Source organism: Streptomyces dysideae, assembly GCF_001514305.1.
GTDB lineage: Bacteria > Actinomycetota > Actinomycetes > Streptomycetales > Streptomycetaceae > Streptomyces > Streptomyces dysideae.
Window position 1 is genome coordinate 36,768 of sequence record NZ_KQ949085.1, and the last position, 12,435, is coordinate 49,202.

The 12,435-nt window shown below is 71.0% G+C and carries 11 protein-coding genes and 1 pseudogene; 5 read left to right on the top strand and 7 right to left on the bottom strand.

The window, feature by feature from the left end; all coding sequences use genetic code 11:
• Positions 1-37: 37 nt before the first annotated feature.
• The gene (locus tag AQJ91_RS18995; RefSeq protein WP_067022720.1) at positions 38-640 is read left to right on the top strand and encodes a GTP-binding protein; all 603 of its coding nucleotides are present in this window, start codon (positions 38-40) and stop codon (positions 638-640) included.
• 20 nt (positions 641-660) lie between these two features.
• On the opposite strand, the pseudogene AQJ91_RS49615 reads toward AQJ91_RS18995, so the two are convergent.
• Positions 661-774: pseudogene (locus tag AQJ91_RS49615) on the bottom strand (PPOX class F420-dependent enzyme); the annotation flags it as partial.
• 166 nt (positions 775-940) lie between these two features.
• Here AQJ91_RS49615 and AQJ91_RS19005 point away from each other — a divergent pair.
• Both AQJ91_RS19005 and AQJ91_RS19010 read left to right on the top strand, forming a co-directional pair.
• Positions 941-1,354 carry a roadblock/LC7 domain-containing protein gene (locus tag AQJ91_RS19005; protein ID WP_067022726.1) on the top strand — a complete coding sequence of 138 codons (414 nt, stop codon included), beginning with the start codon at positions 941-943 and terminating at the stop codon, positions 1,352-1,354.
• A 128-nt stretch (positions 1,355-1,482) separates the two neighbouring features.
• Entirely contained in the window at positions 1,483-2,370 is an 888-nt protein-coding gene (locus AQJ91_RS19010) for a DUF6397 family protein (RefSeq protein WP_067022729.1), read from the top strand.
• 1 nt (position 2,371) lies between these two features.
• Here AQJ91_RS19010 and AQJ91_RS19015 read toward each other — a convergent pair whose 3' ends face one another.
• Both AQJ91_RS19015 and AQJ91_RS19020 read right to left on the bottom strand, forming a co-directional pair.
• Positions 2,372-3,241, bottom strand: coding sequence for an acyl-CoA thioesterase (locus tag AQJ91_RS19015; RefSeq protein WP_067022731.1), 870 nt, complete (start codon positions 3,239-3,241; stop codon positions 2,372-2,374).
• Positions 3,242-3,260: 19 nt separating this feature from the next.
• A complete protein-coding gene (locus tag AQJ91_RS19020; RefSeq protein WP_067022734.1) occupies positions 3,261-5,774 on the bottom strand; it encodes a DEAD/DEAH box helicase in 2,514 nt (837 codons plus the stop codon).
• 145 nt (positions 5,775-5,919) lie between these two features.
• On the opposite strand from AQJ91_RS19020, the gene AQJ91_RS19025 reads away from it, so the two are divergent.
• Positions 5,920-6,714: a metal-dependent hydrolase gene (locus tag AQJ91_RS19025; RefSeq protein WP_067022738.1), complete on the top strand. Its 795-nt coding sequence runs from the start codon at positions 5,920-5,922 to the stop codon at positions 6,712-6,714.
• 32 nt (positions 6,715-6,746) lie between these two features.
• Here the strand turns inward: AQJ91_RS19025 and AQJ91_RS19030 are convergent, their stop codons facing one another.
• The 4 genes from AQJ91_RS19030 to AQJ91_RS19045 form a co-directional block, all read right to left on the bottom strand.
• Entirely contained in the window at positions 6,747-7,010 is a 264-nt protein-coding gene (locus AQJ91_RS19030; RefSeq protein ID WP_067022742.1) for a type B 50S ribosomal protein L31, read from the bottom strand.
• A 27-nt stretch (positions 7,011-7,037) separates the two neighbouring features.
• Complete coding sequence (locus AQJ91_RS19035) at positions 7,038-7,508, bottom strand: DUF5709 domain-containing protein (protein ID WP_067022745.1); 471 nt, start codon at positions 7,506-7,508, stop codon at positions 7,038-7,040.
• 396 nt (positions 7,509-7,904) lie between these two features.
• A complete protein-coding gene (locus tag AQJ91_RS19040) occupies positions 7,905-9,686 on the bottom strand; it encodes an ABC transporter ATP-binding protein (RefSeq protein WP_067022748.1) in 1,782 nt (593 codons plus the stop codon).
• Positions 9,683-11,497: an ABC transporter transmembrane domain-containing protein gene (locus AQJ91_RS19045; RefSeq protein WP_067022752.1), complete on the bottom strand. Its 1,815-nt coding sequence runs from the start codon at positions 11,495-11,497 to the stop codon at positions 9,683-9,685. The genes AQJ91_RS19040 and AQJ91_RS19045 overlap by 4 nt, the downstream gene beginning before the upstream one ends.
• A 195-nt stretch (positions 11,498-11,692) precedes the next feature.
• Here AQJ91_RS19045 and AQJ91_RS19050 point away from each other — a divergent pair.
• Positions 11,693-12,435: L,D-transpeptidase family protein (locus AQJ91_RS19050; protein ID WP_067022755.1), on the top strand; the 743-nt coding region annotated here is incomplete at its 3' end.

A 12,435-nucleotide genomic window follows, 5' to 3' on the forward strand; every position in this document is an offset into this window, starting at 1 on the left:
CGTCGACCGTTGTTGGCACTCCCGAGAGAAGTGATCGATGGTCTCCGAGCACTCCGACGCCCAGGGCGAGACGGCCGCCCTGGCGCTGAAGATCCTGGTCGCCGGCGGATTCGGCGTGGGCAAGACCACCCTGGTGGGCGCGGTCAGCGAGATCAAGCCGCTACGCACCGAGGAACTGCTCAGCGAAGCCGGCCAGTTGGTGGACGACACCGGTGGCGTGGACCAGAAGGTCACCACGACCGTCGCCATGGACTTCGGACGTATCACCATCCGGTCCGGTCTGTCGCTCTACCTCTTCGGCACGCCGGGCCAGGACCGCTTCTGGTTCCTGTGGGACGAACTGTCCCAGGGCGCCCTCGGCGCGGTGGTCCTCGCCGACACCCGGCGCCTGGAGGACTGCTTCCCGGCGGTGGACTATTTCGAGCACCGGCACATCCCGTTCGTGGTGGCCGTCAACTGCTTCGCGGGCGCACGGTCGTACGGCGCCCAGGACGTCTCACGCGCCCTCGACCTCGACCAGGGGACGCCGGTGGTGCTCTGCGACGCCCGGGACCGCGACTCGGGCAAGGAGGTGCTGATCCGGCTCGTCGAGTACGCCGGGCGGATGCACACGGCCCGGCTGCTGGACTCGGTGGGCTGATCCGACGGGCTGTCGCGGTCTCAGTCCACCACGTTTCTGTCCGCCAGGATCCTGTCGATCGTGACGCGGACGAGAAGTTCGCCCAGGACGCCGTTACGGGCGCCGAACTCCTGGGCGCGCTCCTCGCCCATGTACCCGCACGGGTCAGATTGCGCCCCTTCACAGACGAACGCGCGGCATTCCGTGTCGGTCATCTTCTGCGCCATGCCTCAATCCTCCTTGCCCGCGGGCCGGTTCGTCGGCAAGGCTGACCAAGGAGATCCTCCGGCCGGGGGAGACGTCTACACGGGGAGACGGATCATGGCGCAGAACGAGGGACTTGGCTGGCTGCTGGACGACCTGACGGAGCGCGTCGAACACGTGCGCCACGCCCTGGTCCTGTCCAACGACGGGCTGGTGGCCGGGGCGAGCACGGGACTGAGGCGCGAGGACGCCGAGCATCTCGCCGCCGTCTCGTCCGGACTGCACAGCCTGGCCAAGGGCTCGGGACGGCACTTCGGCGCGGGCGGAGTACGTCAGACGATGATCGAGTTCGACGACGCGGTGCTCTTCGTCACCGCGGCGGGCACCGGCAGCTGCCTGTGCGTGCTCAGCGGCGCGGAGGCGGACATCGGTCAGATCGCCTACGAGATGACCCTGCTCGTCAACCGCGTCGGCGAGCACCTCCGCGTGGACGCCCGGCGACCCGAGCGGACTTCTGCGGCAGACCGCTGACCTGCTGATTCCTCGTTCCCCCATGGAGTTATCCACAGGCTCGCCACGAGATACGCCGGACCGGCTACCGTTTTTGTCACGGCGAGTGCACACAGCGTGAGCCACCGACTCCACGGGGGAGACCGACCATGTCAGGCGACACCATCACCCCACCCCACCGCCTCTCCTGCGCGCCGAGCCGCGCCGCCCGCGAACTGGGGCTCAAGCGAGGCGAGTTCGAGCTCGCCGTACATCTCGGACACATCCGGACGGTGCCCGATGAAGGAGGCGGGGGCCGCCGCATCACCCGCTCCGAACTCGACCGGATGCGCGCGGCGGACGGCTTCCCCGAATCACTGCGGGGCCGGGTGAGGGTCGTGGGCACCACCGAGGGCGCGGCCCTCATGGACGTGTCCGCCGGCCGGTTCACCCGGCTCGCACGCCTGGGCCTGGTAACGCCGGTGCGTTTCTACCTCAACCGCTATCGAGCCGTGGTCTGGCTGTATCTCGCCGACGACCTACGGCAGTTCGCGGCCGACGAGAAGAACGGGCCGCTGCTGAACGCCCGTCGCATGCCCGACGGCCTGCGCGGCATGCTGGACGCGGGCGTGGACCTGCGCCCGCGCACCTGGCGCGCACGCCACCTGACATTCCTGGTACGGCTGGCCGGTGACCCCTGGGAGCGCGCCGGGGCACTGGCCGCCTTCCTCGACCCCGTCCACATCGCGGAGATCGTCCCCGACCCCTACGAACGCTCCCACCTGAACCGCTTCCGGCCCGGACCGCCGGCCCACGGAGCGCCGGGCTCGCCCGCCGCGCACATCGCCGAGAACCTCATGACGGCGGACGACCCGGACGAGATCGCCCTGCTGCGGGCCCACCTGAGCGAAGCCCTGGGGGAGGCATGCGAGCAGCGGCCCGCGCCGCGCCCCACGGCGAACGCCGTCCCCAGCGCCGTACGACAGGCATCGCCTCCGCCCGAGGAGCCGGAGTCGGCCCGCGGGCTGCTCGGCTGGCTGCGCCGCAGAGGCACCTGACCTACAGCGCCCGGAACAGCCCCTCCTGGACGACGGACACCAGCAGGCGTCCCTCCAGGTCGTAGATCCGCCCCCGGGCCAGACCCCGGCCGCCCGTCGCGATCGGCGACTCCTGGTCGTACAGGAACCACTCGTCCGCGCGGAACGGCCGGTGGAACCACATGGCGTGGTCCAGCGACGCGATATCGAAACTCCGCGGACCCCACAGGGGCTCGACCGGGATGCGGACGGCATCCAGGAGGGTCATGTCGCTGGCGTAGGTCAGCGCGCAGGTGTGCACGACCGGGTCGTCGCCGAGTGGTCCGACCGCGCGCATCCACACCGCGCTGCGCGGCTCGCCGCCCTTGACGTCCTCGGCACTCCAGCGCAGCCGGTCCACATAGCGGATGTCGAAGGGCTGACGGCGCGCCATCCGCTCCAACTGTTCGGGCAGCGTGCCCAGATGCTCCCGGATCTCCTGCGTGACCGTGGGCAGGGACTCCGGGTCCGGGACCTTGCGGGCCGGCGGCAGCTGGTGCTCGAAGCTCCCCTGCTCAGGCTTGTGGAAGGAGGCGGTGAGATTGAAGATCGTGCGGCCCTGCTGCACGGCGGTGACCCGGCGGGTCGTGAACGACCTGCCGTCCCGCACTCGTTCGACCTGGTACACGATCGGCACGCCCGGCCGGCCCGGGCGCAGGAAGTACGCGTGCAGCGAGTGCACCGGACGGTCGCCGTCCGTGGTGCGCGCGGCGGCGACCAGGGCCTGGCCGGCCACCTGGCCGCCGAAGACCCGCTGCAGGGACTCCTGCGGGCTGCGGCCGCGGAAGATGTTGACCTCGATCTGCTCCAGGTCGAGCAGGTCGACGAGCCTCTCGGCCGGGTTCGTCGTCATGGGCGGGATTCTCCTGTGCTCACAGCTGGCCGACGTCGGTGACCCGGACGACCGCGCGGCCCTCCGCGTCCGAGGCGGTGAGGTCGACCTCGGCGCTGATGCCCCAGTCGTGATCGTCGTTCGGGTCGTCGAAGATCTGGCGGACGCGCCACAGGCCGTTGGCCGGCTCCTCCTCGATCACCAGCAGCTTGGGCCCACGGGCGTCGGGGCCGGTGCCGAGGTCGTCGTACTCGTCCCAGTACTTGTCCATCGCCTCGCCCCAGGCATCGGCGTCCCAGCCGGACTCGGCGTCCAGCTCGCCCAGCTCCGCCACCTGGTCGAGGGCGGCGAGCTCGACGCGGCGGAACATCGCGTTGCGGACCAGGACGCGGAAGGCGCGCGCGTTGGCGGTGACCGGCTTGACCTCGTCGGCCTTCTCCTGGGCCTCCTCGGCGGTCATCTCCTCCGGGTTGGCGAGCTGCTCCCACTCGTCCAGCAGGCTCGAGTCGACCTGGCGCACCATCTCGCCGAGCCACTCGATCAGGTCCTGGAGGTCCTCGGACTTGAGGTCGTCCGGGACGGTGTGGTCGAGGGCCTTGTAGGCGCTGGCGAGGTAGCGCAGCACGATGCCCTCGGTGCGGGCCAGCTCGTAGTGGGACACCAACTCCGTGAAGGACATGGCGCGTTCGTACATGTCACGGATGACCGACTTCGGCGACAGTGGATGGTCACCGACCCAGGGGTGGCTCTTGCGGTACGTGTTGTACGCGTGGAAGAGCAGCTCCTCCAGGGGCTTCGGGTACGAGATGTCCTGGAGGCGCTCCATGCGCTCCTCGTACTCGACGCCGTCCGCCTTCATCGCGGCCACGGCCTCGCCCTTCGCCTTGTTCAGCTGGGCGGCCAGGATCTGCCGCGGGTCGTCCAGCGTGGACTCGACGACGGACACCATGTCCAGGGCGTAGGACGGCGACTCGGGGTCCAGGAGCTCGAACGCAGCCAGCGCGAAGGTCGACAGCGGCTGGTTGAGCGCGAAGTCCTGTTGCAGGTCGACGGTGAGGCGGACGATGCGGCCCTCGGAGTCCGGCTCGTCGAGCTTCTCGACGATGCCGCCGTCCAGCAGCGAGCGGTAGATGGCGATCGCGCGCCGGATGTGCCGCAACTGCTGCTTGCGCGGCTCGTGGTTGTCCTCCAGCAGGTGCCGCATCGCCTCGAAGGCGTTGCCGGGCCGGGCGATCACCGACAGCAGCATCGTGTGCGTGACCCGGAAGCGGGACGTCAGCGGCTCCGGGTCGGAGCCGATGAGCTTCTCGAAGGTGTTGTCCGTCCACCCGACGAAGCCCTCGGGCGCCTTCTTGCGGACCACCTTCCGCCGCTTCTTCGGGTCGTCGCCCGCCTTGGACAGCGCCTTCTCGTTCTCGATGACGTGCTCGGGGGCCTGCGCGACGACGAAGCCCGCCGTGTCGAACCCCGCCCGCCCCGCGCGTCCGGCGATCTGGTGGAACTCACGGGCGCGCAGCGTGCGGACACGGTTGCCGTCGTACTTGGCGAGGGCGGTGAACAGCACCGTGCGGATGGGGACGTTGACGCCCACGCCGAGCGTGTCCGTGCCGCAGATGACCTTCAGCAGGCCGGCCTGCGCGAGCTTCTCCACCAGGCGCCGGTACTTGGGCAGCATGCCGGCGTGATGGACACCGATGCCGTGCCGCACGTAACGGGAGAGATTGCGGCCGAACTTGGTGGTGAAGCGGAAGTTGCCGATCAGCTCGGCGATCTGGTCCTTCTCCTCACGCGTGCACATGTTGATGCTCATCAGCGCCTGCGCCCGCTCCACGGCCTGCGCCTGCGTGAAGTGCACGATGTAGACCGGCGCCTGCTTGGTGTCCAGCAGCTCGGTCAGCGTCTCGGTGAGCGGGGTGAGCTTGTACTCGTAGGAGAGCGGCACGGGACGGATCGCAGAGCGGACCACCGCCGTCGGCCGGCCGGTGCGCCGGGTGAGGTCCTTCTCGAACATCGAGACGTCGCCGAGCGTCGCCGACATCAGGATGAACTGCGCCCCGGGCAGCTCCAGGATCGGGATCTGCCAGGCCCAGCCGCGGTCCGCCTCCGCGTAGAAGTGGAACTCGTCCATGACGACCTGGCCGACGTCCGCGTCCTTGCCGTCGCGCAGCGCGATCGACGCGAGCACCTCGGCGGTGCAGCAGATCACCGGGGCGTCGGCGTTGACGGACGCGTCGCCGGTCAGCATGCCGACGTTCTCGGTGCCGAAGATCTTGCACAGCTCGAAGAACTTCTCCGAGACCAGCGCCTTGATCGGAGCGGTGTAGAAGGTGACCTCGTCCCGGGCCAGCGCGGCGAAGTGGGCGCCGGCGGCGATCATGCTCTTGCCGGACCCGGTGGGCGTCGACACGATCACGTTCGCACCGGAGACCACCTCGATCAGCGCCTCCTCCTGGTGGGGGTAGAGCGTGAGACCACGCTCCTCGGCCCACGCCTCGAAGGCTTCGTAGAGGGCGTCGGGGTCGGCGGTCGGCGGGAGCTGGTCGATGAGGGTCACCCACCCATCTTGCCTGCCCTCCTCCCCTACAGGGGAATCGGATGCGGGTGTGAAGATCGCGGACGCTACGCTGTGTCGCCGACGGAACGTCAGCGCACCCGGTCAACTGGACAGCGGCGCACGAGGAATGGGGCGGGCAACGGCCATGATGGGACCAGCACACTCACTGTCGGGCGGCGCCGCCTGGCTCGGCGTCGGAGCGGCGGCGGCAGCGGCCGGGCAGCCGATGCCCTGGCCCGTCGTCCTGGCCGGCGCGCTGATCTGCGCCGGCGCCGCGCTGGCCCCGGACCTCGACCACAAGGCGGCCACCATCTCGCGGTCCTTCGGACCGGTGTCGCGCTGGCTGTGCGAGATCGTCGACAAGCTCTCGTACGCCGTCTACAAGGCGACCAAGAAGCAGGGCGACCCGCGCCGCTCCGGCGGTCACCGCACCCTCACGCACACCTGGCTCTGGGCCGTCCTGATCGGTGCGGGCGCCTCGGTGACGGCGATCACCGGGGGCCGCTGGGCGGTGCTGGCGATCCTGTTCGTGCACATGGTGCTGGCCATCGAGGGCCTGCTCTGGCGTGCGACCCGTGGTTCCAGCGCCGACGTCCTGGTCTGGCTGCTGGCGGCGACCAGCTCGTGGATCATCGCCGGCGTGCTGGACAAGCCGGGCAACGGCGCGGACTGGCTGTTCACGGCGCCGGGCCAGGAGTACCTGTGGCTGGGGCTGCCGATCGTGCTGGGCGCACTGGTGCACGACATCGGGGACGCGCTGACGGTCTCCGGCTGCCCGATCCTGTGGCCGATTCCGGTGGGCCGCAAGCGCTGGTACCCGATCGGCCCGCCGAAGGCGATGCGGTTCCGGGCGGGCAGCTGGGTCGAGCTCAAGGTGCTGATGCCGGTGTTCATGCTGCTCGGGGGAGTGGGCTGCGCGGCGGCGCTCAACGTCATCTGAGCCGCGCGGCCGCAGGTCTCCGGTCAGCTCGGTCAGCCGCCCTGACTACTCGCCCCGCCGGCATAGCGCCGCTCGAACTGGGCGACGCGGCCCTCCGAGTCCACTGTCCGGGCCTTGCCGGTGTAGAACGGGTGGCTCTCCGAGGAGATCTCCACGTCCACGACCGGGTAGGTCTCGCCGTCGTCCCACTCGATGGTCTGGTCGCTGGCCGCGGTGGACCGGGTCAGGAAGGCGTAACCGGCGGCGCGGTCGCGGAAGACCACCTGGTGGTAGTCGGGGTGCTTGTCCTGCTGCATGCCTGCTCCACTCGTTGTGCGGTGAGGTCAGCCGGAGAGGGCGTCATCGTCGACGATGTGCATCGCGGCCTCCTCGGCGGAAGCCGCCGCCCCGTCGATGCCCACGTCCGTGGCGATCAGGGCGCTCTCCTCGTCCTCGTGCGCCCCTTCGTCGGGGGCGACGAGCCGGCCGGAGCGGACGGCGCCGACCTCGTTGTCGAGGAGTTCGCCGTCGGTGCCCTCGCAGTCGCCGATGCCGTCACCGTCGGGCACGGCGAGATCCGGCTGCTCCTCGGCGAGCCGCTGCTCCAGCGTCTCGCCCTGGTGCCGCTCGGCAGCCGTCACGCCGGTGTGCTCCACCGCCCATGGCCTCTCCGGAGGGGACCAGCCCCGGTCGAGCGGGTCGCCGACCCCGTCGTTCTCCAGGGTGTCCTCTACGTCGAGCAGCCCCGCGTCGTCCTTTACCTCGGATTCGTCGGGCTGGTAGACGTCGTCACCCCATCCGTCGGCGCTGTTCACGGGTACCTCCAGGTGATGGGGACGGGCCCGAGCTCACCGCGGGCGGCGGGCCACCGGTGCGCGGGGCACAGGCCGCACCCCACGCGAACCGCATGGTTCCCGAGTGTCCCCGAACCGGTGCCGCTATCCAGCCTTCCACCCCTTTTCGCCCCAGCGCAACGCCACAGGTCCGGGCCGGGGAAGACACCTCCGTGGCCACGCCCGACGAGTACGACGGCAGTGGGGGGTGGGCCCTGCCCGGCCGGCCACGCTCAAGGATGGTGGACACCCTGTCCGGCCGAACAGACGCCGACTCCTGCGGCCGCCCGGCCACCAGCACGGCCGGACTGAGCCGACCGCAGCCCTCACCGAGCGACCACCCCCCCCGAATCAACCACGCCCCCCACGGAGCGCCCGTCACCCATGCCAAGACCGCCACAGCGCCGCATAAGCCCCCTCCGCCGCGACCAGCTCGTCGTGGCTGCCCAGCTCGCTGATTCTGCCGTTCTCGACGACGGCGATGACGTCGGCGTCGTGGGCGGTGTGGAGGCGGTGGGCGATGGCGACGACGGTGCGGCCGTCGAGGACGCGGGCCAGGGAACGCTCCAGGTGGCGGGCGGCGCGCGGGTCGAGGAGGGACGTCGCCTCGTCCAGGACCAGCGTGTGCGGGTCGGCGAGGACCAGGCGGGCCAGGGCGATCTGCTGGGCCTGGGCCGGAGTGAGGGAGAAGCCGCCCGAGCCGACCTCCGTGTCCAGGCCCTCGTCCAGCGCACGGGCCCACCCGTCCGCGTCGACCGCGCCCAGCGCCGCCCACAGCTCCGCGTCCACCGCGTCCGTGCGGGCCAGCAGGAGGTTGTCGCGCAGGGAGCCGACGAAGACGTGGTGCTCCTGGTTGACCAGGGCCACATGGGAGCGGACCTTCTCCGCGGTCATCCGGGACAGTTCCGCACCGCCGAGGGTGATCCGGCCGTCCCGGGGCGCGTAGATACCGGCGAGCAGCCGGCCCAGCGTGGACTTGCCCGCGCCGGACGGGCCGACCAGCGCCAGCCGGGTGCCGGGGGCGACCTCCAGGGACACCTTGCGGAGCACGTCCACGCCCTCGAGGTAGCCGAAGTGCACCCGGTCGGCGTGCACGTCCCGCCCGTCGGGAGCCAGCCCGGCGTCCCCGGCGTCCGGCTCGATGTCCCGTACGCCCACCAGCCGGGCCAGCGACACCTGGGCCACCTGCAGCTCGTCGTACCAGCGCAGGATCAGCCCCACCGGATCGACGAGCATCTGCGCGATCAGCGCACCCGTGGTCAGCTGACCGACCCCGATCCAGCCCTGCAGGACGAACACCCCGCCGACCATCAGGACCGAGCCGAGGATCATCACATGGGTGACGTTGACGATCGGGAACAGCACCGATCGCAGCCAGAGCGTGTAGCGCTCCCAGGCCGTCCACTCCTTGACCCGCCGCTCTGACAGCTCGACGCGGCGGTCGCCGAGGCGGTGCGCCTCGACGGTGCGCCCGGCGTCCACGGTCTCGGTGAGCGCGGCGGCCACGGCTGCGTACCCGGCGGTCTCCGAGCGGTAGGCGGACGGCGCCCGCTTGAAGTACCAGCGACAGCCGACCACCAGCAGAGGCAGGGCGAGCAGCACGGCGGCCGCCAGCGGCGGCGCCGTGATCATGAGCCCGCCCAGCAGCAGGACCACCCACACCACGCCGATCGCCAGCTGGGGCACGGCCTCGCGCATCGCGTTGGCCAGCCGGTCGATGTCGGTCGTGATCCGGGACAGCAGGTCACCCGTGCCGGCCCGCTCCAGGACCCCGGGCGGCAGTCCGACCGACCGTACGAGGAAGTCCTCGCGCAGATCGGCCAGCATCCGCTCGCCCAGCATCGCCCCGCGCAGCCGCACCTCCCGTACGAACACGGCCTGCACGAGCAGTGCGACGACGAACAGTGTGGCGGTGAGCTCCAGATGGAGTTCCCGCGCACCGCTCGACACGCGTTCCACCAGGCCGCCCAGCAGGTACGGGCCCGCCATCGAGGCGATCACGGACACCGTGTTGACGGTGATCAGGAGCAGGAAGGCACGCCGGTGCCGGCGGAACAGCTCGGCCACATAGGCGCGTACGGTCGCGGGGGCACCGACGGGCAGGGTGTGTGCCGTCGTCGGGGCCGCCGGGTCGTACGCCGGTGGCGCCACGCCGATCATGCGGTCTCCTCGATCTCTTCCAGTTCGTCCAGTACGTCGGCCAGAGAGGACTCACGACCCGCCTGGGCCCGGGCGGTCTCCTCGTCGGTCTCGCGCGTCACCACGGCCCGGTACCTCGGCTCCTTGTGCACCAGCTCGCGGTGCACGCCGACCGCCGCGACCTCGCCCTCGTGTACGAGCACGACCCGGTCGGCGCGGTCCAGGAGCAGCGGCGACGAGGTGAACACCACGGTGGTGCGCCCGCTCCGCAGGCTCCGCAGACCCTCCGCGATCCGCGCCTCGGTGTGTGAGTCGACAGCGGAGGTCGGCTCGTCCAGGACGAGCACCTCGGGGTCGGTGACCAGCGACCGGGCGAGCGCGAGCCGCTGCCGCTGGCCGCCCGACAGGGACCGGCCGCGTTCCGTGATGCGGGCGTCCAACGGGTCCTCGGTGTCGAGCGACCCCTGGACCAGAGCGGCGAGGACGTCCTCGCACTGCGCGGCCGCCAACGCCTCCTCGTCGCCGACGCCGCCCGACTTGGGCACGTCGAGCAGCTCGCGCAGCGTGCCGGACAGCAGCACCGGGTCCTTGTCCTGGACGAGGACGGCCGTACGCGCGGAGTCGAGCGGCAGTTCGTCCAGCGGGACGCCGCCCAGCAGTACCGACGTGCCCTCCTCGGAGGGGTGCCCGCCGAGCCGTTCGGCCAGCAGGCCCGCCGCGTCCGGGTCACCGCACACCACGGCGGTGAACCGGCCGGTCGGCGCGAGCAGTCCGCTGGCCGGGTCGTACAGGTCCCCGGCCGGGACGTCGGCCGCGCGGGATCCGCCGGTGTCGGTGGCCCGCTCCAGCGCCAGCACGCGTGAGGCCCGCCGGGCCGAGGGCCGGGAGAACGAGTACGCCATCGCGATCTCTTCGAAGTGCCTGAGCGGATAGGTGAGGATCATGATCGAGCTGTAGACGGTGACCAGTTCACCGACGGTGATCCGGCCCTCGCGGGCCAGATGGACGCCGTACCAGACGACTGTGATCAGCAGCAGTCCCGGCAGCAGCACCTGGATCGCGGAGATCAGGGCCCACATGCGGGCGCTGCGCACGGCGGCGTGGCGTACCTCCTGGGAGGCACGGCGGTAGCGGTCGAGGAAGAGATCCTCGCCGCCGATGCCGCGCAGTACGCGTAGCCCGGCGACAGTGTCCGAGGCCAGCTCGGTGGCGCGGCCCGCCTTCTCGCGCTGGAAGTCGGCGCGCCGGGTCGCCGGCGGCAGCAGCGGCAGCACCGCCAGCGCCAGCACGGGCAGGCCGACGGCCACGACGACACCGAGCGCCGGCTGGTAGACGACCAGGCCGACGCAGACCAGCACGACGGTGACCGCGGCCGCGGTGAACCGGGAGATGGCCTCCACGAACCAGCCGATCTTCTCGACGTCACCGGTGGAGACGGCCACGACCTCGCCCGCCGCGACCCGCCGCGTCAGCGCCGAGCCCAGCTGCGCGGCCTTGCGGGCCAGGAGCTGCTGGACGCGGGCGGCGGCGGTGATCCAGTTGGTGACGGCGGAGCGGTGCAGGAAGGTCTCGCCGACGGCGATGCCGACGGAGCACAGCGCCATGAGTCCGCCCGCGAGGGCGAGTTGCCTGCCCGAGTGGTCGACGACGGCCTGGATGGCGAGGCCGACACAGAACGGCAGGGCGGAGACGGACCCGAAGTGCAGCAGTCCCCAGACCAGCGACTTGAACTGGCCGTCCAGCTGATTCCGGAAGAGCCACCGCAGGAATCGGGGACCCGAGCGCGCATCCGGCACACCGGGGTCGGGATACGGAAGGTCTTGAATCTGCATGACGTCCCAGTGGCTCGTGTCAGGTGTGGAGGGATCCGCGCGAGCGCGGCAACAAACCGTGCAAGGTTCGCGTCGCAGCGTGGTCGGAGGCAAACGGTTTTCCGGGCCGGCGAACAGAACCGGCTCTCATCCGACTTGGGGTGGATGGTCCGGACTCTGGTGGAATCATCCGGAACGTGATGCGACCATGGACCGATGCGGACGGGCGGTGCACGGCGGGCGACGGTCGCGATGGCGGCCCTCGGCTCCCTCCTGGCAACCCTGTCCGCGTGCGGCGGCACGGGCGCTGCGCACACCGGTGACGCACGGCAGGACACCGGAGCCAAGGCATCCCGCACCCGCCAGGCCGCCGTCGACCCGACGCGCATCCCCGACGTGGGAGACCGTCTGCAGCGCCGCATCCCCGCCGACTCCCGCCAGGTCGTGGCCGTCTACGGGGACGGCAGGGACTCCGCCGACTCGACGGTTGTGCTGTACACGAAGCGCGGCTCCACCTGGGACCGCGCCCGCAGTTGGCCCGCGCACAACGGCAAGAAGGGCTGGACCACCGACCACCACGAGGGCGACAACCGCAGCCCCGTCGGCGTGTTCACGCTCACCGACGCGGGCGGCGTACTGCAGAACCCCGGCACCAAGCTGCCGTACACGCGATCCGCCGCGTTCGCGGCCCCGCGCTGGTGGGCCAAGTCGTACTGGCACGACTTCGACTACGTCATCGCCATCGACTACAACCGGGTCAAGGGCACCCCGCCGAACGACCCGACCCGCCCCGAGGGACAGCGCAAGGGCGGCGGGATCTGGTTGCACATGGACCACGGCAGCGGTACGTCGGCCTGCGTCAGCCTGTCCAAGCCGGCGATGGAGTACCTGCTGCGCACGCTCGATCCGGACCGGCATCCTGTGGTGGTCATGGGGGACAGGGCCGACCTGAAGCGCTA

What these genes read in the sequence shown, in the direction of transcription:
- AQJ91_RS18995 (WP_067022720.1), top strand. Translation starts at nt 38, where the DNA reads ATGGTCTCCGAGCACTCCGACGCCCAGGGCGAGACGGCCGCCCTGGCG.
- AQJ91_RS19005 (WP_067022726.1), top strand. Translation starts at nt 941, where the DNA reads ATGGCGCAGAACGAGGGACTTGGCTGGCTGCTGGACGACCTGACGGAG.
- AQJ91_RS19010 (WP_067022729.1), top strand. Translation starts at nt 1,483, where the DNA reads ATGTCAGGCGACACCATCACCCCACCCCACCGCCTCTCCTGCGCGCCG.
- AQJ91_RS19015 (WP_067022731.1), bottom strand. Translation starts at nt 3,241, where the DNA reads ATGACGACGAACCCGGCCGAGAGGCTCGTCGACCTGCTCGACCTGGAG.
- AQJ91_RS19025 (WP_067022738.1), top strand. Translation starts at nt 5,920, where the DNA reads ATGATGGGACCAGCACACTCACTGTCGGGCGGCGCCGCCTGGCTCGGC.
- AQJ91_RS19030 (WP_067022742.1), bottom strand. Translation starts at nt 7,010, where the DNA reads ATGCAGCAGGACAAGCACCCCGACTACCACCAGGTGGTCTTCCGCGAC.
- AQJ91_RS19040 (WP_067022748.1), bottom strand. Translation starts at nt 9,686, where the DNA reads ATGATCGGCGTGGCGCCACCGGCGTACGACCCGGCGGCCCCGACGACG.
- AQJ91_RS19045 (WP_067022752.1), bottom strand. Translation starts at nt 11,497, where the DNA reads ATGCAGATTCAAGACCTTCCGTATCCCGACCCCGGTGTGCCGGATGCG.